Below are 24,574 nucleotides of genomic sequence, written 5' to 3'. Positions count from 1 at the left end.
GGGGGTTCTTTTTCTTATTTATGGAGGATGATATTCCTCCAATAGACGGATATTCACCACTCCCAACTGAAACCATTTAACTTTCATGGGTTTTCGTCATATAATGGTGGGGTAGGATTGAATAGTGAAGAGATGAAAATTACTTTATAGGACTGATATAGAATGTATAATAAAGAAAAAGTGTTTGAAGAATTAACGAAGGTCATGCATTCGGACAATATTAAGCGTGACGAATTGTTAAGAGATCATTTGTATACGAAGCTCGGGGGAAGAGCAGACTTCTTTCTTACCCCGACCACTTATGAAGAAGTTCAAAACATCGTGAAGCTTTCGAATAAAGTAGATGTGCCCTTTACGCTACTCGGAAACGGCTCGAATTTGATCGTGAAGGATGGCGGAATTCGCGGCATCGTCCTTCACTTAAAGAACTTCAAGGACATTAAAGCAACGGATCAGCAGATTGTCGCTCAAAGCGGCGCGGCCATCATCGATGTGTCGAGGCGTGCGTTAGCCGAGCAGTTATCTGGACTGGAGTTTGCTTGCGGCATTCCGGGTACGGTAGGCGGTGCCCTGTTCATGAACGCAGGGGCGTACGGTGGAGAGATCAAGGATGTCCTTGATTACTGCCATGTCGTCGATCGTGAAGGAAACCTTGTGAAACGGACAGCGTCAGAACTTGAGCTTGATTACCGGCACAGTAACATCTCTGAAAAAGGGGATATCGTCCTGGAGGCGACGTTCAGTCTGCAGCCCGGGGTTTATGAAGACATCAAGGCCATCATGGATGATTTAACGGACAAACGGGAGTCCAAGCAGCCCCTTGAATATCCATCATGTGGGAGTGTCTTTAAACGTCCTCCTGGATATTTCGCAGGGAAATTGATTCAGGACAGCGAACTTCAAGGTACGAACTTCGGCGGTGCAGAAGTATCCACCAAACATGCCGGCTTCATTGTGAATAAAGACAACGCAACGGCAACTGATTATATTTCACTGATTGAACATGTTCAGAAGACGGTGAAAGAAAAGTTTGATGTCGAGCTTGAGCGGGAAGTCCGTATCATCGGGGAAGACCTGGAATAATGAAGAGTCGGGAATCAGTGGATTTCCGACTTTTTATATGTAAACAAAAAAAACAGTCTAAACGAATTTAGACTGAGCAGGGTACGTTTCAAAAAGGATCCTTTAGCCATTCTTTTTGGCAACAGGGGCGGGCTTGGTTCTGCGGTATTCCCTCAATCGTGTAATCTGGGATTGAGATACTTTCGCATCCAGTTCATAGGCTTCACGAGCCTTAAAATAGAGCAGTGACAAAGCTAATGCCCTCCTTTATAAATAATTAGTTTCTTTTTACCCAGCACACACCAGATAAAACCAATTCCATTAAAAAATTTTCCCTCCGCTCAGAAATTATAATTCCACAAAATCCTCCATTCGTCCTCTTCAATCGCTACATAACACGTTTGAGCAATCACCAGCTCTCCGAATTGGCTATCGAAATACATATTCACTTCCGCTTTCCTGACGTTTTTGAACTGAAGCCCTTCGTCATTAAATGTAAACTCCTTCACCTTTTCTATGCTCCCTACTTCCACATCAAACTCATCCACCCCCATATGCCCCATGAATACATGATTTTTCGTTTGGATATAGGAGGATTTAGGAAATTTGTTCTTCATCTCCGAGTGAAATAGCTCCCACGCATTGCCGAAGTCCCCATCTTTTTCGAAGTCATAAAACTCTTTGATCACTTCTTCAGGTGTATCTGGTTCCTGGCTTTTTCCGATAAATGTGAACAGAGCGATCAACAGGATGATTGCCCCGACTGCACCGATCATCAGAGGAACCGGGCTTTTCCTTCTCATACATCCACACCCCTCACCTACAGTTCATCTTATGAGGGACATGTTGAATGTATGAAAGAGAATCTCATCACATCAATTTTAAAGATAATTCTTCTTTTTTCTTTGTTAAAAATGCAGTGTGCTCATGATTCTTAAGTGATTCAAATAATAATATGGATGTATCAATATAGGATAAGGCCTGTTCAATCTTGCCTTCCAGCTCGAAATTATAACCGATATGATAATGAAGCTGTGCAAAACCATATAAGTGTTCTTCTTCGATACACCATTTTATTCCTTCTCTGCAATGGTCGATTGATTCTTCGTATCTGCCTAGTCGAGTCAATGCCCTGGCAACATTATAGAGCAATCGGGTTTTTATGGATTTATCGTTCAATTGCCTGTTGGTCCTTACGGCATCTCTTACTTGATTATAATAGTTGAGAGCTTCTAAATAATCCTCCATCCCGACATAAAATCCCCCAATCGTCAGAAGAATCTCCATTTCACGCTCTGACAGAGCCTTTTTCCCTTCTGATGTAAGGGAGAGGGCATTCCTTAATAATGAAAGTCCTTCTTCCGATTTCCGTTCCACTTCAAATAGGTAGATTCCTTTGTGCCAATAAAGGAGCTGAAGGTTTTCCTTTTGCTGAAAAAGTGGATTATGCTCCTCGGCCTTCACCATTTCGATCATTTCTTTATATAGATGTTTTTTTCTTAACTGACGCAATTGACGTTCAACTTCTTTTACATAGTCCAGACGGGGTGTGGTTCCTATTTCAAAGAAATAATTCACATCCACACCAAGCCTTTTCGAGATTTGATAAAGTGCAGTGGCATTGGGATCGGTTTCCCCTTTTTCAATCCGGCTGATCAGTGCCTGTGTACATATTCCTTCTGCCAGCTCGCCTTGAGTAATATCCACTCCCTGGCGTAACTCCTTTATCTTTTTACCAATGATGGAGTAATCCACGCCCCAGCCCCCCTATCTCTAAAAATTCTGACTCATCTTTTCTTTCAGTTCTTCTATCTTCCCTTCGATAAAAGTAGATAACGTTGTATTATATTGAATGTCGAACAACAAAGCAGCTTTAACGAGGTAAGGTAAAGCCTCTCCGTATTTCTCTTCCAGTTCCAAGTTATATCCGATATGATAATTCAATTGAGCGAAGCCATATAAATTTTCTTCTTCTATGATCCAGCGAATGCCTTCTTCACAATACCTGGTGGATTCACGATACTTTCCAAGTCTCGTCAGTACCCTCGCGATATTATACAACAGTCGTGTTTTAATGGACTTATCACTAAGCTGGTCATTGTAAGTCAAAGCGGCATTGACGTCTTCGTAGATCTCTAAAGCCCGTTCATGGTTGCGTCGGCTGAATTCCAGAATCCCCATACTGATCATGATATTCATTTCACGCTCTGACATCGCCTTTTTCTGATTATATGTCAGTGAGAGGGCCCTCTCTAATATGATCAGAGCCTCGTCTTTATTTTTTTCGACCTCATTCACATAGATTCCTTTATGCCAGTAGAGAAGTTGAAGATTGGTTTCGTCTTTTAGAAATAACGGATTCTTCTCTTCGGTTTTGACAATCTCAAGGATTTCATCATATTTCAATTTCACTCTCAGCTTCTTTAGTTGCCGTTCAACCTCTCTCACATAATCCAGGCGGGGAGTCAGCCCAATCTCAAAAAAGTAGTTTACATCGACACCAAGCTTCTTTGAAATTTGATAGAGAGACGTGGCGCTCGGATAGATATCCCCCTTCTCTATCCTGCTGATCAGAGCCTGGGTACATATTCCTTCTGCCAGTTCTCCCTGAGTCAAACCGACGACTTTCCTCAATTCCTTTATCTTTTTCCCGATGACTGAATAGTCCACAAGTCCACCTCCTTAAAAATATTAATATTTTAATATTTTATCAGAAAACAGGCAGTTTTTTTAGGATAATCCTCATCTATTCTTTCTCAGGAACCTATGCCGCCAATACATGCATTCTGAATCTATGTTTTAATGGTCTTAACGACAAATTACAATACCTTTTGATGGCACTTCTCCTGGTGGGAAGTGCTCTTTTTTTATTCCCTCTTAACAATATCGTAAATATTAATATTTTTATAATTATGTATAAAACAACGGAAATTCCCTAGGAACCCCACTGTTTTTCAATGATAATCGTGCCGTATCCCCAATCCTTCAAAAATCGATATATGATTAAATAAACCTAACGACAAATTACAATACCTTTGGACAGCACTTCTCCTTGTGGGAAGTGCTCTTTTTTTTGAGGGACGGAGCTCTATCAGATTTCATAGAGCTCCAACGGCAGTCCATCGGGATCTTCGAAAAACGTGAATTTTTTATCCGTATAAGGATCTATTCTTATTTCCTCTGCTTTAATACCTTTTTGATTCAGTGCCTCTACCGCACCCTCTATATCCTCCACTTCAAAGGCTAAATGGCGCAGCCCCCGTGCTTCCGGATAACTCGGCCGCGCCGGGGCCTCAGGGAATGAGAACAGTTCAATGATATATTCTCCGTTCAACGCGAGATCGAGCTTATAAGAATCTCTTTCTTCCCGGTATATTTCCTGCTTTATATCTAAACCGAGTTTGTTGACGTAAAAGTCTTTCGATTTGGTGTAGTCTGAGCAGATGATGGCGATGTGGTGGATTTTTTTGAAGTTCATGTTGGAGCTCTCCCTTTGTTGGTATAAAAAAGAAGCAGCCAAAAGACTGCCCCTTCCAATTTCCCCTTATTTCATCGCATCCGTCAACACAGGTACGATTTGCTTCTTACGGGATACCACGCCTTTTAATAGAGCCGTGTTGTTTTGGAGTGTGACGTTGAACGCTTTCTCCACTTCAGCCGTTTTGCTCCCAAGGGCAAGGGCCGTTGAGTCGTTTTCCAGGATGTCCGTTACGACAAGAAGGAATAGATCCAGTCCTTTTTCCTTGATCATTGTTTCCATGGCCGCTTCGACTTCTACCTGACGTCCGAATACGTCATTCGTATCAACAACGTTGATTTGTGCCACTTCCACTTTCGCGTTACCCATGGAGAATTCTTTCGCATCAAGGGTCACAAGTTCAGCGACTGATTTCGTGCTCATATTCGCTCCTGCTTTAAGCATTTCCAAGCCGTATACCTGTGGGTCGACGCCCGCGATTTCAGCCAGTTCATTTGCAGCCGCAACATCTTCGTCTGTGCATGTTGGTGATTTGAACAATAGGGAATCAGAGATGATCGCTGAAAGCATCAGTCCAGCCATTTCCTTCGTGACCTCTACCCCTTTTTCCTTATAGATCTTGTTTAAGATCGTTGCCGTACAGCCAACCGGCTCAGCACGGTAGTACAGGGGATCTGCCGTTTCAAAGTTCGCGATGCGGTGATGATCGATGACTTCAAGAACGCGTACTTCTTCGATGTCCTCGGCACTTTGCTGGCGCTCATTGTGGTCAACCAGGATGACCGTATCCGTCTCAGCCGCAACCTTTTCTACCAAACGTGGTGCTTCGACTTTAAAGTAATCAAGGGCATACTGGGTTTCACCGTTAACTTCACCTAGACGAACCGGCTCTACGTCCATCCCGATTTTTGATTTCAAATCAGCATAAACCAGTGCCGATGTGATCGTATCCGTGTCCGGGTTTTTGTGTCCGAAAATTAGTGTTTTACTCATTGATCATTCTCCTAACTCTATGTAATATGGTTCGTTTGTTATCTCTCTTTACATTTTCTTATATTACCATATTTAAAAGCAAAACCGTATGTCCGGAAAAGATTTTTCCAGTGATTGTGAAGGTAATATTCCCAAATTCTGTGTTAGAATAAGTAGAAGGAGGTGAAAATACGATGGATCAGATTTTACAAGCCATAAGAGAACTTCAAGGACAAATGACTCGTTTTGAAAACAACATGAACGAACGAATGACCAAAATAGAAAACCGTATGGGTAAGCTCGAATCTAGAATGACAGTACTCGAAGAAAACCAACAACAGACATTTACCGACGTCTGCCGTTTATTTCACTAATCTCCCCCATCAATTCCTCCCCAAACACATCTTCATATTCATCATACAAAGGAGCCAGTTTCTCTTTCCACTCTTCTTTCTCTGAATTCAGCAGAATATGAATATCCAAATCGGTGTTTCTCTTCAATTCTCGCATTTGCTCATCATTCATTTCAATGGAATGCCGTCGGATCCAGTCTGTGGTTTGGATCATCGCATCATTGATTTCTACCTGGTACTCTTCGGGTAACTCATTCCAAAACTCTTCATTCATTAGAACCACATAACCCAAGTATGAATGGTTGCTGACAGTGAGGTAGGCTTGATGATCATAGAGCTTCTTGGAGTATATATTGGATATCGTATTTTCCTGTCCATCAATAAAGCCGACCTCGAGATTTTCATAGGTTTTATTAAAAGGGAGATTACTTACAGCCGCCCCCATCATTTGATATTGTTTCTTTATGACTTCACTTGGCATCGTGCGAAAGTGTAGACGGTTAAAATCATCTGGGGTTAGTAAAGGACGCTGATTATTCGTTATTTGTTTAAATCCGTTATACCAAAAGGTGACACCTTTTACGTGTTCACGCTTTTCTGCTTTTTCTAGTAGTATCTCTCCAATCCTTCCTTCAAAAGCTTGTTGTACCTGACTGTAGCTATTGAAGGCAAAAGGTAAATCAAATAGTCCGAACTCAGGAACATACTGCGATACTTTGGATGTGGCCGGAATGATCATCTGCACATTATTATTCTTAAGGGCATTCCATTCACTGATATCCGAATACAGGGAGCCGTTCGGATAGATTTCCACCTTTACTTTTCCCCCGGTATTTTCTTCTACAAGCTCTTGAAATCGCCTGACTGCTTTTCCTTTAGGGGTGTTTTCCGACACGACATGACTCACCTTGATGACGATTTGATCCTTCATTTTTTCCTGATCATCGTCATATTCTGCAGAAAATCCATCCCGTGTTTGAAACCCAACCACATAGGCGGTCACCATCCCTGTCAGGATAAAGAGGCCAATGAACAAAAAGGTTCTCATCTTTCGAACCCTCCTCTTTCAGATTCTATTAAAAATGGTACAATAACTTTGAACAAAGAGGAAGGAATATTCAGAATGAATCGAAAACAAATGCCCATTCGCTGGAAAATGACGATATTATCCTTTGGGGTTGTCTTATTTGCCCTATTGATTGGATTCATTATTTTTGTCGGAAAAGCGATCGAGATGAAAAAAGAGGAATTAGGGAATCAGGCCCTCATCACGGCGAGGACCGTAGCCAATCTCCCCACCGTTCAAAGCCACCTGGAAGACTCCCTTGGATGGAAGGACATTCAGCCCGTGGTCGAAAACATCCGAACCGTAAATGGATCGGACTATATTGTCGTACTCAATATGAATCGTATCCGCTATTCCCATCCATCCGAAGAGCAGCTCGGCACCATATCCGCCGGTAAGGATGAAGGCCCGGCCTTTGCGGAACATAGTTATGTCTCAACGGCCAAAGGTGACCTCGGCACGGCTGTGAGAGGGTTCGTGCCTGTCATGAACACGGATCACCAACAAATCGGTGTGGTTGTAGTAGGCATCCTTCTCCCTTCCACCTTCGATATTATGAGCAATCTAAAGAGTGAATTGATCATCATAGGAGCCATCACCCTTTTATTCGGCATGATGGGCTCTTGGTTGCTTGCGGGACAAATCAAGAAAGACACCTTTCAGCTTGAACCCCATGAAATCGGGAAGCTTCTTGTGGAACGCACCGCAACATTCCAAGCCATGAATGAAGGAATCATCGCCATTGATAATCAACAGAGACTAACCGTGTTTAATGAAAAGGCGAAAGAAATATTACTCATTAAGGGGAATCCGACCGGAAAGTCCATTCATGAAGTCCTCCCTTCTTTTAAGCTGCCAGACGTTCTGATAACCAGGGAACCTGTCTATCATGAAGAGATGACGTTAAACAACAGGATCATCCTTCATTCAAGGGTACCGATTTTGGTAAATGAAGATATTGTAGGGGCAGTTGCCGTGTTCCAGGATCGGACAGAGATGACAAGGCTTGCAGAGGAGCTGACGGGGGTCAAGGAGTTCGTCGAAGCATTACGAGTACAAAACCATGAACATCAGAATGCATTACATACCGTCGCCGGACTGATTCAACTTGAAGAAAACGCCAAAGCTCTCGATTATATTTTTCACTCTTCCAGGGAAGAGGAGGATCTCTCCTCCTTCTTAACCGAGCGGATCAAGCTTGATCGGTTGACCGGGCTGCTGTTGGGTAAAATCAGGCGTGGACGGGAACTGGGAATTGAGGTACAGATTGATCCCGATAGTTACCTAACCTTCCTTCCTCCCCTTCTGGATGAACATGATTTTGTCATCCTCCTGGGAAACCTGATCGAAAATAGTTTATACGCGTTAAAGGACACAACGGAAGAATCAAAGTCCGTCCACGTCTATTTGAAAGAAGATCCGGATACGTTCCATATCGAGATAGAAGACAATGGAATCGGGATATCAAAAGAACAGATGCCACAGTTATTTCAACATGGATACACGACCAAAGGAAAAGACGGATCGGGAATCGGGCTCTACTTAATCCACAGTATTGTGAATAAATCGAACGGTCATATACAAGTAAAATCAACCCCAGGGGAAGGAACGGTATTTCAGCTTGCCTTTCCCATGAATGGAGGGAACACAGATGACGAAACCAATTAACGTTCTGCTCATTGAGGATGACCCGATGGTTCAAGAGGTGAATCGTATGTTCATTGAACGGGTACCGGGATTTACGGTGTGCGCCATTGCCGGCAACGGACAGGAAGGCGCAGAAAAGGTCTCCTCTTTTCAACCTGACCTTGTCCTCCTGGATAATTTCATGCCCAGACAAACCGGAATCGAAACCTTACAGGCTTTTCGACAGCAGGGCACGGACGTGGATGTCATCGTCATATCTGCCGCACAGGATAAAGAAACCATCCGGGATATGATGAGATTGGGAGTCGTTGATTACATCATCAAGCCTTTCAAGTTTGAGCGGTTGAAGCAGGCCCTGGAGAAATATCGGTCATTTAAACAGCAGATATCAGGAGAAGGAATGATCGGACAGCGTGAGATCGATCAGCTTCAAGGAGGACATCCTACTTCTGCTGACAAACATCATGTGGATTTGCCAAAAGGGCTGAACGCGCAGACCCTTCAGCAAATCGTTCAATTTCTTTCCGGCCAATCCACCCCCCTTTCCGCTGAAGAGACGGCTGAAGGAATCGGGATTGCAAGGGTGACTGCTCGCAGATACTTAGATTACCTCCAGAAATCAGATCAGGTTCACATCATGATTGAATATGGCGGGATTGGGAGACCGGTCAATCGCTATCAGTGGAAAAACGGATAAGGCACTTGGCCTTATCCGTTTTTTTGTTCAGATTAAAAAGACCAAAAAGACCAAAACGACCTTTAAGTTCTAAATATTCTCATTTCAATATGTAAGCGTTACCATATTAAATAGGTAAATAAAAGGAGGACGAAATGATGAAAAAATTAAAGTGGATTTCAATGATAGCCATCGTCTCCATCCTACTTGCTGCATGCGGAAGTGACGGGACAAGTGGAGACGGTTCAAGCAGTGAGGGTGGTTCTTCCAGCCAATCAGTAGTATTTGGGACAGGTGGGACATCAGGTGCTTATTATGCAATCGGGGGATCGTTAAAGCCCATTTTTGAGGAAAGTGATTCCATCGGAAATGTAACGGTAGAATCGACTGGTGCATCTGTTGCCAACATCCAGAACATCACGGACGGTTTAAATCAAATGGCCATCGTCATGAGTGACGTGGCATATGATGCCGTTGAAGGAAAAGGACAGTTCGACGGCAATAAAGTAGACGTTCAAGCAATGGCTGGCATGTACCAGAACGTGGTGCAGGTAGTCGCGATGTCTGATAGCGGTATTAAGAGTATTGAAGATTTAAAGGGTAAGAAAGTCGGTGTCGGACAGGTAGGTTCCGGTGTGGAGCAGAGCGCAAAGAAAGTATTGGAAGCTGCCGGCCTCACGTATGATGATCTTGAAAAGGTGACTCACACCGGCTATGCGGATTCCGTGCAGGAAATGAAGAATGGCACCTTGGATGCTGCATTCTTCACATCTGGAGTACCAAACAGTAATATTACAGACCTTATGCAGCAAAATGATGTATCGTTTGTCGAAATCAAAGGAGACCTTGCTGATAAGCTGATGAAGAAATATCCTTTCTACAAAACGTTCACCATTGATTCCGGTGACGAAGCAAAATACAACCTGGATACTAAAGTGGAAACCGTCGGGATTCAAAATATGCTGATCGTTTCAAAAGATGTAAGTGAAGATACCGTATACGATTTGACAAAGCGCTACTACGATTACTTAGGAACGGATGCAGTGGCAGTGGCACCCCTAAAAGAAGTCGACCGGGACGAGATGGCGAAGGGCCTCATAGCTCCCCTTCACCCAGGGGCGAAAAAGTTTTATGAAGAAAAAGGATTACTGGAATAAAACAGAAAGGGCATCAATCCTGGTGCCCTCTTCTTTCTATCCATGAAAAAGAGAATACTGGTTATCTTTATTTTTTTCCTTCTCACCCTTTCCGCTTTCGTCCCGATGAACACATTGATTTTATCCTATGAAAAGCAAAACATAATCGTTCAGCCCTTTTTAGAAGAGAAGGACGTTTCCATACGCTGGACCCATTCGGTTGAAAAAGAAGATTGGGAAGAATTCTTTCATATTCAAAAGGGAACCATTTTGCTGACATCGACCCGTTTCAAAACGTTTGGAGCAGGCGTCCCTGACCACGCAGGAGATGATACGTATATCAAAGACGGCTGGGTGTATATGACGGGGATCCATCAAACGATCGGGAGCTCATTGCGTTTTCAAACAGGCAAGGGGACGAATCACCGCATTCGAGTGAACGGACGGACCACTTCCCTTGAACCCCAAGTGTCCTACCAATTATCGGTGAGGTCCGTCCCTCTGTATAAAGTGATTTATATGATTGTTAAAGATTAAGCGAGGTGACTCATGATGAGTAATCAGAAGAATACATCAGTGGAAGAGTTGGACCGGGAAGGCAATACGAGGAGCAAGTACCCAAAGGTGATCGGTCTATTCCTTTTAGTATTGGCCGCCGGGATTGCCCTCTTCCATTTATACACGTCCTATGCAGGAGCATTGGTCGATGTGAAACAGCGAAGCATTCACTTATATGGACTGATGGCGATCGGCTTCATCCTATACCCCTTTGTTAGTAAAAAGAAAGATCAATCGGTTCCGTTTTATGACTATATCTTAAGTGGATTATCCTTGATTGTCGGCATTTATATGTTATTCAGTGCAGAACGCATCATCCGCACAGGCGGGCAGATCAACGATATGGATTTCTACATCGGGATCCTTGTCATCGTCCTGCTTCTGGAATTGACCAGGCGTGTGACCGGGTGGGGATTGACCCTCCTGGCACTGGGATTCTTACTATATGGCCTCTATGTGAAACTGTCGATCTACCCTGAATTGAATTCGCAGATCACGCTGACCGTAACCAAAAAGATGATTTCCCAACTTGTCTATATTACAGAAGGGATCCTCGGTACCGCTATTGGTGTATCTGCAAGCTATATCATTCTTTTCATCCTGTTCGGCGCATTCCTAAGCCGGTCCGGAATGGGGAAATTATTTAACGATCTGGCCTTGGCTGTTGCCGGTCATACGAAAGGTGGTCCCGCTAAAGTTGCCGTCATTGCCAGCGGGTTCCTCGGTTCCATTAATGGATCAGCCGTTGCCAATGTCGTGACGACAGGTGCCTTTACCATTCCCTTGATGAAAAAGATCGGCTACAAGAAAGAATTTGCAGGAGCTGTCGAATCAGCAGCAAGTGTGGGAGGGCAGATCCTCCCGCCGATCATGGGTGCCGCTGCCTTCATTATGGCTGAAAATCTTAATATCCCTTATACGAAGGTGATTCTGGCGGGTATCATCCCTGCCCTCTTATTCTACATCGGGATCCTGCTTCAGGTGCACTTCAGAGCATCCAAGCGGGGGTTGAATGGAGTACCGAAATCGGAACTTCCATCCGTGAAAGCCGTTTTGGCAGAGCGCGGACATTTAATCATTCCGATGGTGATTCTTCTCTACTTATTGTTTTCAGGAAAAACACCATTCTACGCTGCCTTTTGGTCCATTTTAGCTACGATCATCATTTCAGGATCAAAGCAGGTTCTCGCCTTATCGACTTTACTCGGGGTATTCTTTGTGTTTCAACCACAAGTGAATGGTCTTCTATCCGGAGAAGGGATTCCTCCTTTGAAAAACGGATGGTGGGAGCTCCTGTTGGTTGTTGTGATTCCCCTGCTGATCAATCTATTTAGAAAATCCAGAAACTTGGAAGCTGAAGAGATTGGATTGAAGGATTGCGTTCAGGCATTGGAAGAAGGGGCAAAAACGACTATTCCTGTTGCCGTTGCCTGCGGTGCCGTGGGGATTGTGGTAGGAGTGGCTTCACTGACTGGAGTTGCCCTGGAACTCGCCAACAGTATTGTTGGGATCGGTGAAATGATCGACAGCCCTCTTCTACAGCTCGTGATTACGTTATTGCTGACGATGGTGACGTCCATCGTGCTGGGCATGGGACTGCCGAGTATCCCGACATATATCATCACAAGTACGATGGCAGCACCGATTCTTTTACAGCTGCCCCTGTTCCGTGAATTGGCCGGCTCGACGGAAACGGCCGTATTTGTCGCTCATATGTTTGTGTTCTATTTCGGGATTTTTGCGAACATCACGCCTCCTGTCGCATTGGCAGCCTTTGCCGGAGCGGGAATCAGCGGCGGGGACCCGACAAAGACCGGGTTCCAGGCGATGAGGCTCGCCATAGCCGGATTCATCGTTCCATTTATGTTTGTATTTTCCCATGAAATGCTGATGGTCGACGCTACGGTTACAAGCATCATCACGCTCACTCTTACATCTGTGATCGGCGTATTTCTGTTATCCGTGGCCATTGAAGGCTATTTCAAGAAAAAGTTCCCTATCAACCTGCGTCTCATCAGTGCAGTTGCAGCCTTTCTCCTGATTTATCCAGGCTGGGTGACAGACATCATAGGTTTTGTCGTATTCGTCTTTGTACTGTTTTGGAACTACCAGGGTAAGGGTAAACCGATGAATAAAGAGATTAATATTCCCAATTAAATGAGGTGAATGGAAATGGATTTCGGATTAAAAAATAAAACAGTCATCGTGACCGCATCAAGTAAAGGGTTAGGAAAAGCCACGGCACTGGAACTGGCCAAAGAAGGAGCCCGTGTGCTTATTTCCAGCAGAAATGAAGAAGAGCTTCAGAAGACCGCAAATGAAATCATGAACTTAGCAGGGAATCAGGACATTCATTACACGACATGTGATATGACGAAACCGGACGATATCCGCTCCCTTGTTGAAACAGCGGTATCGAAACTGGGTGGACTGGATATTCTCATCAATAATACGGGCGGTCCACCAGCGGGAGGATTTCAAAACTTCGAAGATGATGATTGGCAGTATGCCTTTGAATTGAACCTACTCAGCTATATTCGAACGATTCGAGAGGTCATTCCTCATATGAAAAGGAATAATGGTGGGCGGATCGTGAATATCGCCTCTTCTTCCACGAAGCAGTCCATTGACGGCCTGATTCTTTCCAACACGTTCAGGACCGGAATGGTCGGGTTATCTAAAAGCTTATCAAGGGAACTCGCCCAGGATCATATTCTCATCAACACGGTCGGTCCCGGAAGAATTGCAACAGACCGGGTGGCGGAACTGGATCAACTAAACGCTGAGAAGCGGAATATGACCGTTGACGAGTTGAGAAATATGAGTGAAAAAGCGATTCCCCTGGGACGATATGGTGAGCCGGATGAGTTTGCCAGGGTGATTGCTTTCTTAGTCTCTGACGCGAACACTTATTTAACCGGACAATCATTGGTCGTTGATGGTGGAATGGTCACAGCATTATAAACACTTTAATCCCCAAAGGAGGTCTTTGGGGATTTTTTTCGTTTTTCCTTAAGCATTGAAAAAGAGAGGAGCAGATGCCCCTCTCTTTCTCTTTATTTCCAACTATCATAAAACTTCTTGGCCACTTGGACGGTATGTGTACTCCCGCCTGCATCCTGTACATCTTCCAGGAGCATGGCGAGAACCATGGACGGGTCATTTTGATCATAGGAAACGAACACTCCATTTTCCTTGCCTTTCGTTCCCTGCTCCGACTTGATCTCTGCTGTGCCGGTCTTACCGGCGATCGCTTTACCTTCTACACTCGCTTTTCCCGCGATGCCTTCTGTGACCACTTTTCGAAAATTCGTTTTCATCATGTCTGCCTGTTCTTTTAAAAGCAGGTCTTTCTTCCACACTTTCGGTTCTTCATCCTTCAAGAGTTTTGGTTCCATCATGGTGCCGTCGTTGATGATACCCCCATATGCACTTGCTATGTGAACGATGCTCATCAGCACTTCCCCTTGACCGAAAGCAGAATCGGCCAGTTGGACTTCTTTGGAGATTTCTCCGTCGTTTGAAACCTGTGATTTGTAAATCGGGTAGGACATAGGGATCTCTTCGCCAAAGCCGAAATCCTTCAAGCCTGCAATAAACGTCTCGGCACCCATATCCAGTCCGACCCGTGCAAAATAGATGTTATCCGAGAATTTAAGGGCGCTTTCCAGATCCACTTTGCTCTCATTGTCAAACACACGGACCACTTTATAATTCCCCCATGATTCATCCTTTTGCCACTTCTTCCCCGGAATGTCGTAGATTTTTTTGGGATCCAGCTTGCCGGATTTCAGACCGACAGAAGCCGTGATCCCCTTCATTGTTGATCCTGGTGAATAGGCAAGCGGGAATCGGTTCCGTAGGGGCTTTCTCGGATCGTCCGCAAGTTTCTTATATTCCTCTGAAGACATCCCTAATACGAATTCATTCGGATCATAGGCAGGTGTGCTCACAAGGGCCAGTGCCTCTCCTGTTTGGGGATTAACGGCGGCTGCCGTCCCTGCCTCATTCTTCATCTGTGCGTATATCTTCTTTTGCATCTCGGCATCAATGGTGAGTGTAATATTCTTTCCGTCCTCAACAGGCTGCTCGGCCACGGTAACCGTGTCTTCTGAATCTTGTTTCTTCAGATAGATACGCTGACCGTCTTTGCCCCTCAGCTGTTCTTCATAGACTTCCTCTGCTCCGCTTAAGCCCATCAAGGACTGAGCGGTATAGCCTTTGTCTTTCAGCTTCTCCAATTTCTCTGCCGTAAGTTTTCCGATATAACCGGTGAGATGGGCAGTGGCTTCTCCGTATGGGTATTCCCTGGCAGGCACCCGCTTGGAGTATAGTCCGTCCAGTTCAATTACTTCCAGTGCGAGTGGACGCTCTTTCAAGGCAATTTTTTTAATTGGAACGAAATAGTCAGGCTTTACCCAGCTTGCGTCCAATTTACTCTTTATTTGTTCTGGTGATAAATCAAGTAAAGATGACAGCTTGCTCAAGTCATTCTCATTGAACTCTTTCGGGACAATCCCAAGCTCAAAGGCTTCCCCATTGATAGCAAGGGGCTGCTGATTCCGGTCAAGGATCTCCCCGCGTTTGGCAGAAATGCTTTCCACTCCGACCTTGTCTCCCTTTTCCATTTCTGGCAGGATGAACGAAGGGTCCCAATCCACGAACCAGTTTTCATCGTCATCCTTCTTTTCTTTTGTCAACGTGACATCTTTTTTATATGAAACTTCACCGGCGAGGGTATTATATGAAATGGTCATAGGAAATTCCGCTTTCGATTTTTTGTCCCATTCCACTTCTTTATCCGGCTTTTTAAAAGATACTTTGACATCCTTCACTTCGAGGTCATTATAAATATCTTTGTATCTTGTAACGAAATCTTCTTTTTTGAATGTTTCCTTGGTAGAGGAGTTCGCATAGTCTGAGAACATTTTATCGAACTTCCCTTTGTTCCAAAGATCCACGTATTCCTGCAGGCGATCATCCGGCTGAGCCTTCTCTTGACATCCTGCGAACAGTAGACTGAGAGCGACGACGGTACAAAGCAGCATGATTTTTTTGATCATATGTAGTGACATCCCCTTAATTATTCTTATATTCATTGTTTCAAATCGTATCCAGTTTTACAAATTTAATGTATTTATATTTTTTGTTTTAAACCCAATTTCCACCACTCTTTCCTCACAATCCCCAGTATTTCTCACTCTCATATGATGCAATTTCGTAAAAATTTGTTATAATAGTACATCGTAAGAGTAATAAGGAACTGAATCCTAAGATTATATCTTGCAAATATATATCGATAGGTGGAAATAAACATGAAAGATTACCGTGTACTACTGTATTACAACTATGTTGACATTGAGAACCCGGAGGAAGTCACTGCACAACACAAACAACTGTGTTCTGACCTTGGCCTTATGGGGCGCATCCTGATTTCGTCTGAAGGGATCAACGGGACATGTTCCGGTACGATCGAGCAGACGGATGCGTATATGGAAGCGATGAGACAGGATCCTCATTTCAAGGATACTGTATTCAAGATCGACGAAGCAGACGAGCACGCGTTCAAGAAATTGAAAGTGAAGCACCGTCCAGAGCTTGTGACTCTCCGTCTTGAAGATGATGTGAATCCAAATGAGCTTACAGGTGAGTACCTTAATCCAAAGGATTTCTTTGAACAAATCCAACAGGAAGATACAATCCTTCTTGATGCACGTAACGACTATGAATATGAATTGGGACACTTCAGAGGAGCCGTGAAGCCGGATATCAAAAACTTCCGCGATCTTCCGAACTGGGTCCGCGATAATAAAGATATACTTGAAGGCAAAAAGATCATCACGTATTGTACAGGTGGGATCCGCTGCGAAAAATTCTCAGGCTGGTTAGTGAAAGAAGGCTTTGAGAATGTGGCACAGCTCCACGGTGGAATCGCAACCTATGGAAAAGACCCTGAAGTAAAAGGGCAACTATGGGACGGCCAGCTTTACGTATTCGACGAGCGCATCGGTGTTCCTGTCAACCAGACCGAGCACGTTGTCGTAGGGAAAGATTTCTACACAGGCGAACCTTGTGAGCGCTACGTAAACTGTGCCCACCCGCCTTGTAACCGAAAGATCCTTTGCTCAGAAGAAAATGAGCATAAATATATGAGAAGCTGTTCCGATGAGTGCCGCACAAGTCCTGAAAACCGCTATGTTATGGAGCATGGTTTGACGGAGGAAGAAGTGGCAGAGCGTTTGGCAGTGATTGAGCGGGAGAAGGAAACGGCGAATATCTAATATATATTGTAAAAAGAGCATCCAGATCCGACTGGGTGCTCTTTTCATTTCTTTATATTTTATTGCTTGATTACACCACTTTTGCGAATGCTTGATGGAAGATAAAGAAGTGCCCTGATAATGAAGTAAGCCACAAAATATATTGTGATGCCCGCGACATCATACCCTACATCGAGCAAACACCCTGTTCTTGAAAAAAAGAGCTGAGCGATTTCTGTGCATAACCCGATAATCGATGAAATTAAATAGCCCATCAATGCTTTCTTAACAACTGAGTGGACCACTAATCCCAGGAAAAAAAACGCGGCTGCATGTCCGGCCTTTTGTATGATGTAAGCACTGCTTTGAAACGGAAAAGAGCTCATAGTAAAGAAACTCATAAGATCCGGGTGTGGATTCCACTGAAAAACAGGGTGCCCTTCTACAACAAGGTTCGTTAAGCTTTTTGTACATGTAAGGATGAAAATTAAAATACCATAGCAGACTGCAACTAAAACACGCAACCCTATCACTCCCTCCTGAGAACAGGGTTGACAGTTCCAAGCGATTTTAAAAGGGTTCAGGGTAAAAGAAAAAGCTATCGAATGGAATCGATAGCTTTTTACTTACAGGTCTTATTTCATTAATTTTTCTACAACAACGTCACTTACCGCATTTTCTCCACCAAGAACATTGAAATGCTTAGATTTCATTTCTTTGATTGCATCAGAAGTAACGGTTGGAAGATCATTCGGCTGTACTAAAAGCATGGAAGCATTTTCTTTAGCGGCAAGGACAGAACCAGCCAGTGCATCAGCAAAGTTCTTTCCTGTTGCTACATATACTTTAGTAGACGGATTCAGTTCAGTCGCGATCTTGGCTGCTGTGCTGTATCGATCAAGTCCAAAGTAACGGGTTGCATCTGGAAGTGAATCATATACTTTCTTGCCAATCACACCTTCACCACCAACTACGATGGTGCTGTCGATGCCTTTTAGAGCTTTAGTCGTTTCAGATGGCAGCATATCTTTATCTGTTAATAGGATTGGATATCCCTTACTTGCTGCATAAGAAGCAATGGCTAATGCATCAGGGAAGTTCTTACCGTTGGCTACTACGGCTTTCTCTGGTGAACCACCCAGGCTTGCAGCGATATTTACAGCTGTCTCCCAGCGGTCGTCCCCTCCGATACGATCAACATCAAGACCCATTCCTTCAAGCTGATATTTAACATAGTTACTTACAGCACCTTTACCACCAAGAATGATGACATTCTTAGCACCAAGACGCTTGATTTCAGCTTTTGCAGCTTTATTAAGTGTACCTTGTTCAGTTAATAAGATCGGTGCATCATGCTTATAGGCAAGAGGTGCTCCCGCCAAAGCGTCAGGGAATGAATCTCCACGGGCAAGGATGACCGTGTCAGCATTTTCCCAACCTTGTTTCGAGATTTCAACCGCTGTCTCATAGCGTGTATCACCGGTCAAACGCGCTACTTCCGGAGCTTCTTCTTGAACGATTCTATCTTCCACAACTGGTGAGATAGGATTGTTGTTTTCAAGATAAGATGAGAACACTTCGAAATCGGTGATGAATAGATCGGTTTGACGACCATCTTCTTTCGCTTCTTTGAACATTGTATAACCGTCTCCGCCATCTGCAGTGAACGCGTTGGTAGCGACTCTATACATCGTGTCAGAATCAATCTCTTCAAATCCATTATCCGTCATGACTTCCACATGCCATACCCGCTCACCTGCCGGTTTCGTTACATCATACTTATAATGGATACCCGATACCTGAAGGAATTCTCCCGGTGCATCTTCGCCTTCTACTTTGGCTACACTGTGCTCAAGGGCATCAACGATTTCCTGACCAGTCAAATCAAGTGTGACTAGCTGATTCCCAAATGGCAATGTTGTCAATACTTCCCCAAGAGTGACATCACCGGCATCGATTGAAGCTCGGATCCCTCCACCATTTTGAAGACCGATATGGGTTTTGACAAATTCATTCGCTTTCGCCACCATACCATCGGCAATCAGGTTTCCTAAATTTGTTTCTTTTCTGCGTACATCTGCACGTTCACCATTCAAAGCAACTTCGCTCTTACCGACAACTTCACTCTTCAACTCGTCAAGAGGTGCCTTGAATTCTTGAACCTCGGCAAGTGCCTCAGCATCTTCTTCATAATTCTTAAGATCTAAAACCTCACCGTTATTTCCGGTTACTACGCCATTTTCATCAAATGTTACATCCAATAAGCCAAGTAAGTTTAAGTATTCACCAGCTTGAACAATGACAGTCGGCTCTTTCTTATCAATCACTACAGGTTTTTCAAGAGTCGTATGGGAGTGACCGCCAACAATGATATCAAGACCGTCCACGGCTTCTGCCAATTCTAAATCGTGGGAATATCCAAGATGAGAAAGGACGATGATTTTGTTGACACCTTTATCCTTAAGCATTTTGATCGTAGAGTTCGACTTTTCCACAGCATCTTCAAATACGATATTTTCACCAGGATTGGAAATAAAGGTTGTATCAGGAGTGGTTAAACCGTAGATTCCGATTTTTTCCCCATCAACTTCTTTAATCATGGCAGGATATACGCTTCCACCTTTGGCAGGCATACCGATATCACTTTTGAATATTGGTTCCAGGTCTTTATCCCCTGTCACCTTCACGTTTGAAGATACCATCGGGAAATCCATTTCTTTTATGAAATCAGCAAGAGTCTTAGAGTCTTTATCAAACTCATGGTTTCCAAGAGTCATAGCATCATAGCCAAGCTTATTCATAAAATGAAGATCGGCTTGTCCAAGATATTGTCTGAAATAAAGGGTTCCTGAGAAGACATCTCCAGCGTCCAATAACAAAGAATTCGCTTTTTCCGTTCTAAGCTCATTCACAGCCGTAACCAGGCGCGGGTACCCTTCAACGTGAGCATGCGAATCGTTCGTATGCATGATCGTTAAATCGAAATCGTCCCCTTCTGCTGAAGCTGAGATCGTCGGAGATACGGCAAAAATGGCAGCGGCCAGTGCTGCTGTAGACAACACGCCATATAAAGGCTTCTTAATATTCATCTGGTTCATCCCATCCTTTTCATATGTAGGTTTTTGTCGGAATTTCATCCACAATACCCATTATATAGTAGTTTCGAAGTGCAATGTACTTAATTTACGAAATATTATAATAAAAATATAGATCCATTTACACAGCCTGGGGGAATAGATCCCCCCGACTGATTTACTTTTTATTTCTTCAGTTTGTTTATAACATCTTCACTGACGGCATTCTTGCCACCTACAACATGGAAGTTATTAATATGGTCCATTTCAATCGCTTCCATGATGTCCTTAGGAACTTCATCCTTCTTCACTAGCAGGATTTCAGCGCCTTCTTTGGCTGCCAAAACAGAACCTGCCAATGCATCGGCAAAGTTTGCTCCTGTTGCGACGATTGCACTATTTGCTTGTGGAGTTAAGTGCTTGGCAATTTCAGCTGATGTTTCATAGCGATCCAATCCACTATAACGGGTCGCCTCATCAAAGCTTTCAAAGATTTCTGTGCTGATTGCATTTTCTCCGCCTACGACGATTTTCTCATCAATGTGTTTCAAGACTTTGCTTGAAGCTTTTGAAAGTGTGTCTTGAGCAGATAATACGATTGGATATCCGTTTTGTGCGGCATAGGAGGCCACGGAAAGAGCGTCTGCAAATTGATAGGCATTTGCTACAACGGCCTTTTCAGGATTCCCATCCAATTTGGCAGCGATATTTGCAGCCGTTTCGAATCGGTCATCCCCTGAGATACGATCAGTCTTAAGACCTAAACCTTTTAATTGATACTGAACATATTTGGATACTGCCCCTTCTCCTCCAAGGATGATTGCTTTCTTGGCACCCAGGCGTTTGATTTCTGCTTGTACCTTAGGATTCAGATAGTTCTGCTCTGTTAATAAAATCGGTGCATCATGTTTGTAAGCAAGTGGAGCTCCTGCAAGGGCATCCGGGAACATATCCCCTCGTGCAATTACCACTGTGTCAGCAGATTCCCAGCCTTTTTTAGAGATCTCGATCGCCGTCTCATAACGATCGTCACCAGAGATCCGCTCTACTTTGTTGCTAAACTGAATTTTCGCCAGAACTGGATCGTGATCACTCGCACGTCCATCTTCCTCACTGAAATCAGAGTTGATGTTCACACTGTCAATGTCCGTATGATCAGCCAGATTATTTGTTACTAAAATGTGATCAAGAACTTGGGAGTTTCCTTGATAGATATATGAATATCTCTCTTTAGTAGGAAGCTTCTCCATCATATCGGTTAAAACATCGCCTTTAAGCGTCTTGAGAGGGTTTGAGAATTCAAAGTCGTTCAGGTCACCCAGAACCACAACATTTGCGTCATCCACGTTTTCGTTTACGTCTTTCACGAAGTTATTGATGATTTCTGCCTGTTTAACACGCTGTTCTTCACTTCCAAGGACGACCGGATGTTCCGCACCGAATAAAGCTCCGTCTCCCCCTTTGGAGTTAAAGTGATTCGCTACGACGATGACTTTTTCACCATTGAACATGAACTCTGCAGCGAGTGGCTTACGGGAATCATCAAACGCTTCATTCAACGGTTCGACGCGTCCCGGGTTTTGTGTAAGACCGTTTTCATCGACATCAACCGCTGTGACAGCATCTCCAGCTTCTTTATCAGTCAATTGAACGCGATCCGGATTGTAGATGAATCCGACACGGATATTCCCGCCAGGCTGCCCGCCGTCCACTTTGTCACTAGGTGCAATATCAGTGAATTCGTATGTCGGACCGCCGGCTTCTTCAATCCCTTTGATGATGGCTTCATATGAAGCACTTGCATCGGTCGTCCCATCATCCGTTGGACCGTTATTATCCTGGACTTCGACAAGGCCGACGATATCAGGGGTTTTCAAATTCTTAACGATTGATTCGGCAATCTTATCCACTTTACTTTGATCGATTCCGGCGTAGAAGTTCTCAATATTATATGAAGCGATCGTCAAGTCTTCTTCTACCGGAGTGATGCCTGTCACTTCGCGGACTGTTCCTCCATCAACGACTTCTGGGAAATCACCAGTTGGGCGAATTTTGAAGTTACTGTAGTCGTAGCTCACGTTTCCAGTAACAGATCCATCAAGTGTATCGCCTGTTTTGGCATTGATATTAATCCCATCAACGTCGATCAACATTCTCTCAGGATTGTAGTCTTCAGGAGAAATCAATACGCCTCCCGCTCGTGTGCGACGTTGGTCATCGCTTGTATTCACAATGACCGAAAGTTCATCATATTCAATCGGACCCGTGATCGTGGCATCAGGAATTTCAATCAGCATTCCTTCAAGACTTTCATAGAAGTCCAAGCCGTCTGTTTCGGGATCGAATGTTTTCATTTCATCGTCTTCCACCACTTCTGTAGGCGGGATGCGGTCCTCACCCATCACAACTGCCGCAGGGACAGTGTTGCCTGAGGATTCTACCGATACAGCGGATGCAGTGATTTGAGTCGTCAGAAGATCTTTTGCATCGGAATAGCCGTCTTCTCTCCACTCTTTTACTTGTCCAGCGACATTCACTTTGTCCCCTACGTTTACGGAACTTCCTTTCGCATAAACATAGATTCCTTCAGAAGTCGCTATGTTATCGTCAGGCGTCTCTTCCTGCATGTAGAATGCGTTGGAACCGGCCTTCGCTGTCACAATTCCTTCTACGTTTGAAACGGTCATGTTTTCGTAAGGAGATGTATGGGATTCTCCCTGGATATCGTGAATGCTTAAACCGTCTGCAGATTTAAGCATTTTGTAAGTGAAAGTGGCCACTTCACTTGTGTCTCCGTCTTTTACAACGACTGCTTTGATGGTTACATCTGAAGTAAGCTCTAACGGTTCAGTATATTCAGGACTCGCAGATGTAGGATCAGTTCCATCCGTTGTATAGTAAATAGATCCACCTTCAGTTGCTGTTTGAAGTGTCACCTTCGTCCCTTCGACTACAGACCCTGAAGCAGGATCAGCCGTTACAGAGAAGGCCGTTTCAATGACATCTGCCCCATTTCGAGGTACCAGTTTGTATTCGTCAAAATTATAATCAACCACTCCGCGAAGGATTTCGTACGTTTTGCCGACTTCAAGCATCGCACTATCATTTGGTTTGATGACGAACTCACCTGAGTTGTCTGTTGCGGTGAAGTTACCGTTGCTGTCTTTGGATATCACAGTCACATCCGTAAATTCCACAAACATCCCTTCGTGCTCTTCCCCATTCTCCGCTGAGAGGTCTGTAGACGTCAGAGAAGCTGGTGATGGGACACCCTTGTCTTCTTCTGTGATTTCAACGCTTGAAGCCGTTGCTTCGATTTGCTGCATTCCATAGTAGTCTCCGAGTTTACCTTCCGCGATGACTTCATCACCCGGCTCGGCAGTAAGTCCGCTTGCTCGGACGATGACACCTGCTGTCCCGTCCTGGATAAAGAGGTTTATCTGACCGCCTGCTTCGAAGGCTGCGGTTGCTGTCCCCTGGACTTTGACGGTCGTTCCTTTAGGGGCTGTACGGGCATCTGCTATAGTGGATAATTCGATTGGCGCTGGGTCCGGAGCTGGATCGTCTGATAGATGGGTTCCGAGGTCACTGAATACATCTTTGCCCTGATCTGTCCATTCAGCTGTAAGGTCAAATGCATCCGTTACATCTGAGTCCCCTGTCTTAACGGCATCATGGCGGACAATTGAAACATCCTTTGCGAAGTCAGCAGCTGAACCAACCTGTCCGATGGAATCGATCACTGTGCCATTCTTCTTTAATGTAATGGGATCATTTCCGTTGAAGTTGATGACATTGCTGTCTAAGATATCTGCTTGGTCAAGGATCTCCTGAACAGCTTGCTTGTGGGCAAGGACAAACGTCTCTCCTGCATTAAGAACGCCAGATAAAGTCATAGTTTTGTCCGTCGTTTCCACACCATTTGTATGTAATTCTAAGGAGTAATTCGATAAATCAATGGGTTCACCAGTACCGTTATAAAGTTCAATTGCTTTATTGTAACTGGATCCTTCTATATATTCCGAAATGATTAAATCCTGAAATGCCTCATCTGCAGCGGATACGTGCTGAGATAGAGGAGGAGCAAACAAGCTTAAAGCCATACTGGAAGCAACTGTTACACTTAACAGTTGGCGCTTCATTGTTTTCCCGTTCATATTCTTCCCCCTGTTCATAGTTTTATAAAGTGGTAGATTCGCCACCATCTACCAGTATACAACAGGATTTGTCATAATAGTGTAAAAATAGGGTAAATTATCGTATTTTTTTGTTAGCGCTTTCATAGATTCCAA

Annotated in this window: 20 protein-coding genes; 9 read left to right on the top strand and 11 right to left on the bottom strand. The window is 44.1% G+C overall.

The window, feature by feature from the left end; genetic code table 11:
* The first annotated feature begins 162 nt into the window (after positions 1-162).
* Positions 163-1,083, top strand: coding sequence for a UDP-N-acetylmuramate dehydrogenase (gene murB, locus ATG71_RS07040; protein WP_098439004.1), 921 nt, complete (start codon positions 163-165; stop codon positions 1,081-1,083).
* A 102-nt stretch (positions 1,084-1,185) separates the two neighbouring features.
* Here the strand turns inward: murB and ATG71_RS23690 are convergent, their stop codons facing one another.
* The 6 genes from ATG71_RS23690 to ATG71_RS07015 form a co-directional block, all read right to left on the bottom strand.
* On the bottom strand, positions 1,186-1,314 hold the full coding sequence (locus ATG71_RS23690) for a hypothetical protein (RefSeq protein ID WP_286162944.1): 129 nt from the start codon (positions 1,312-1,314) through the stop codon (positions 1,186-1,188).
* 89 nt (positions 1,315-1,403) lie between these two features.
* Complete coding sequence (locus ATG71_RS07035; RefSeq protein WP_098439003.1) at positions 1,404-1,865, bottom strand: hypothetical protein; 462 nt, start codon at positions 1,863-1,865, stop codon at positions 1,404-1,406.
* 67 nt (positions 1,866-1,932) lie between these two features.
* On the bottom strand, positions 1,933-2,817 hold the full coding sequence (locus ATG71_RS07030) for a helix-turn-helix domain-containing protein (RefSeq protein WP_098439002.1): 885 nt from the start codon (positions 2,815-2,817) through the stop codon (positions 1,933-1,935).
* Between the two features lie 18 nt (positions 2,818-2,835).
* Entirely contained in the window at positions 2,836-3,732 is an 897-nt protein-coding gene (locus ATG71_RS07025) for a helix-turn-helix domain-containing protein (RefSeq protein WP_098439001.1), read from the bottom strand.
* A gap of 421 nt (positions 3,733-4,153) precedes the next feature.
* On the bottom strand, positions 4,154-4,540 hold the full coding sequence (gloA2, locus tag ATG71_RS07020; protein ID WP_098439000.1) for an SMU1112c/YaeR family gloxylase I-like metalloprotein: 387 nt from the start codon (positions 4,538-4,540) through the stop codon (positions 4,154-4,156).
* 66 nt (positions 4,541-4,606) lie between these two features.
* The gene (locus ATG71_RS07015) at positions 4,607-5,533 is read right to left on the bottom strand and encodes a manganese-dependent inorganic pyrophosphatase (protein ID WP_098438999.1); all 927 of its coding nucleotides are present in this window, start codon (positions 5,531-5,533) and stop codon (positions 4,607-4,609) included.
* 173 nt (positions 5,534-5,706) lie between these two features.
* Here ATG71_RS07015 and ATG71_RS07010 point away from each other — a divergent pair, with 173 nt between their 5' ends.
* A complete protein-coding gene (locus ATG71_RS07010) occupies positions 5,707-5,886 on the top strand; it encodes a hypothetical protein (protein WP_098438998.1) in 180 nt (59 codons plus the stop codon).
* On the opposite strand, the gene ATG71_RS07005 is transcribed toward ATG71_RS07010, so the two are convergent.
* A complete protein-coding gene (locus ATG71_RS07005) occupies positions 5,858-6,913 on the bottom strand; it encodes a DctP family TRAP transporter solute-binding subunit (protein WP_098438997.1) in 1,056 nt (351 codons plus the stop codon). The genes ATG71_RS07010 and ATG71_RS07005 overlap by 29 nt on opposite strands.
* Positions 6,914-6,988: 75 nt before the next feature.
* On the opposite strand from ATG71_RS07005, the gene ATG71_RS07000 reads away from it, so the two are divergent.
* The 6 genes from ATG71_RS07000 to ATG71_RS06975 all read left to right on the top strand — a co-directional run bounded on the left by ATG71_RS07000 (position 6,989) and on the right by ATG71_RS06975 (position 13,912).
* A complete protein-coding gene (locus tag ATG71_RS07000; RefSeq protein WP_098438996.1) occupies positions 6,989-8,599 on the top strand; it encodes an ATP-binding protein in 1,611 nt (536 codons plus the stop codon).
* On the top strand, positions 8,583-9,275 hold the full coding sequence (locus tag ATG71_RS06995) for a response regulator (RefSeq protein WP_098438995.1): 693 nt from the start codon (positions 8,583-8,585) through the stop codon (positions 9,273-9,275). The genes ATG71_RS07000 and ATG71_RS06995 overlap by 17 nt, the downstream gene beginning before the upstream one ends.
* A 134-nt stretch (positions 9,276-9,409) precedes the next feature.
* Positions 9,410-10,411, top strand: a complete 1,002-nt coding sequence (locus ATG71_RS06990) for a TAXI family TRAP transporter solute-binding subunit (RefSeq protein ID WP_098438994.1) — start codon at positions 9,410-9,412, stop codon at positions 10,409-10,411.
* 105 nt (positions 10,412-10,516) lie between these two features.
* A complete protein-coding gene (locus tag ATG71_RS06985; protein WP_218925517.1) occupies positions 10,517-10,927 on the top strand; it encodes a DUF1850 domain-containing protein in 411 nt (136 codons plus the stop codon).
* 12 nt (positions 10,928-10,939) lie between these two features.
* Positions 10,940-13,105 carry a TRAP transporter permease gene (locus tag ATG71_RS06980; protein ID WP_286162943.1) on the top strand — a complete coding sequence of 722 codons (2,166 nt, stop codon included), beginning with the start codon at positions 10,940-10,942 and terminating at the stop codon, positions 13,103-13,105.
* Positions 13,106-13,120: 15 nt separating this feature from the next.
* Entirely contained in the window at positions 13,121-13,912 is a 792-nt protein-coding gene (locus ATG71_RS06975) for an SDR family oxidoreductase (RefSeq protein WP_098438991.1), read from the top strand.
* A 92-nt stretch (positions 13,913-14,004) separates the two neighbouring features.
* Here ATG71_RS06975 and ATG71_RS06970 read toward each other — a convergent pair whose 3' ends face one another.
* On the bottom strand, positions 14,005-16,011 hold the full coding sequence (locus ATG71_RS06970) for a penicillin-binding transpeptidase domain-containing protein (protein ID WP_179886486.1): 2,007 nt from the start codon (positions 16,009-16,011) through the stop codon (positions 14,005-14,007).
* Positions 16,012-16,263: 252 nt separating this feature from the next.
* Here ATG71_RS06970 and trhO point away from each other — a divergent pair, with 252 nt between their 5' ends.
* A complete protein-coding gene (gene trhO / locus ATG71_RS06965) occupies positions 16,264-17,229 on the top strand; it encodes an oxygen-dependent tRNA uridine(34) hydroxylase TrhO (RefSeq protein ID WP_098438989.1) in 966 nt (321 codons plus the stop codon).
* Between the two features lie 59 nt (positions 17,230-17,288).
* On the opposite strand, the gene ATG71_RS06960 is transcribed toward trhO, so the two are convergent.
* From ATG71_RS06960 to ATG71_RS06950, 3 genes are all read right to left on the bottom strand, one after another.
* Positions 17,289-17,732: a VanZ family protein gene (locus ATG71_RS06960; RefSeq protein ID WP_098438988.1), complete on the bottom strand. Its 444-nt coding sequence runs from the start codon at positions 17,730-17,732 to the stop codon at positions 17,289-17,291.
* A gap of 111 nt (positions 17,733-17,843) precedes the next feature.
* On the bottom strand, positions 17,844-20,345 hold the full coding sequence (locus ATG71_RS06955) for a cell wall-binding repeat-containing protein (RefSeq protein WP_098438987.1): 2,502 nt from the start codon (positions 20,343-20,345) through the stop codon (positions 17,844-17,846).
* A 122-nt stretch (positions 20,346-20,467) separates the two neighbouring features.
* Entirely contained in the window at positions 20,468-24,439 is a 3,972-nt protein-coding gene (locus ATG71_RS06950) for a cell wall-binding repeat-containing protein (RefSeq protein WP_286162942.1), read from the bottom strand.
* Positions 24,440-24,574: the final 135 nt, after the last annotated feature.

Source organism: Bacillus sp. es.034, assembly GCF_002563655.1.
GTDB lineage: Bacteria > Bacillota > Bacilli > Bacillales > Bacillaceae_B > Rossellomorea.
The sequence above is the reverse complement of the archived record's forward strand: the minus strand, read 5'-3'. Positions and strand labels throughout refer to the sequence as shown.

Excerpts from the sequence above, each read along its gene's own strand:
- murB (WP_098439004.1), top strand. The coding sequence starts at position 163 with ATGTATAATAAAGAAAAAGTGTTTGAAGAATTAACGAAGGTCATGCAT.
- ATG71_RS07035 (WP_098439003.1), bottom strand. The coding sequence starts at position 1,865 with ATGAGAAGGAAAAGCCCGGTTCCTCTGATGATCGGTGCAGTCGGGGCA.
- gloA2 (WP_098439000.1), bottom strand. The coding sequence starts at position 4,540 with ATGAACTTCAAAAAAATCCACCACATCGCCATCATCTGCTCAGACTAC.
- ATG71_RS07015 (WP_098438999.1), bottom strand. The coding sequence starts at position 5,533 with ATGAGTAAAACACTAATTTTCGGACACAAAAACCCGGACACGGATACG.
- ATG71_RS07010 (WP_098438998.1), top strand. The coding sequence starts at position 5,707 with ATGGATCAGATTTTACAAGCCATAAGAGAACTTCAAGGACAAATGACT.
- ATG71_RS07005 (WP_098438997.1), bottom strand. The coding sequence starts at position 6,913 with ATGAGAACCTTTTTGTTCATTGGCCTCTTTATCCTGACAGGGATGGTG.
- ATG71_RS07000 (WP_098438996.1), top strand. The coding sequence starts at position 6,989 with ATGAATCGAAAACAAATGCCCATTCGCTGGAAAATGACGATATTATCC.
- ATG71_RS06995 (WP_098438995.1), top strand. The coding sequence starts at position 8,583 with ATGACGAAACCAATTAACGTTCTGCTCATTGAGGATGACCCGATGGTT.
- ATG71_RS06990 (WP_098438994.1), top strand. The coding sequence starts at position 9,410 with ATGATGAAAAAATTAAAGTGGATTTCAATGATAGCCATCGTCTCCATC.
- ATG71_RS06985 (WP_218925517.1), top strand. The coding sequence starts at position 10,517 with ATGAACACATTGATTTTATCCTATGAAAAGCAAAACATAATCGTTCAG.
- ATG71_RS06980 (WP_286162943.1), top strand. The coding sequence starts at position 10,940 with ATGATGAGTAATCAGAAGAATACATCAGTGGAAGAGTTGGACCGGGAA.
- ATG71_RS06975 (WP_098438991.1), top strand. The coding sequence starts at position 13,121 with ATGGATTTCGGATTAAAAAATAAAACAGTCATCGTGACCGCATCAAGT.
- ATG71_RS06970 (WP_179886486.1), bottom strand. The coding sequence starts at position 16,011 with ATGATCAAAAAAATCATGCTGCTTTGTACCGTCGTCGCTCTCAGTCTA.
- trhO (WP_098438989.1), top strand. The coding sequence starts at position 16,264 with ATGAAAGATTACCGTGTACTACTGTATTACAACTATGTTGACATTGAG.
- ATG71_RS06955 (WP_098438987.1), bottom strand. The coding sequence starts at position 20,345 with ATGAAATTCCGACAAAAACCTACATATGAAAAGGATGGGATGAACCAG.
- ATG71_RS06950 (WP_286162942.1), bottom strand. The coding sequence starts at position 24,439 with ATGAACGGGAAAACAATGAAGCGCCAACTGTTAAGTGTAACAGTTGCT.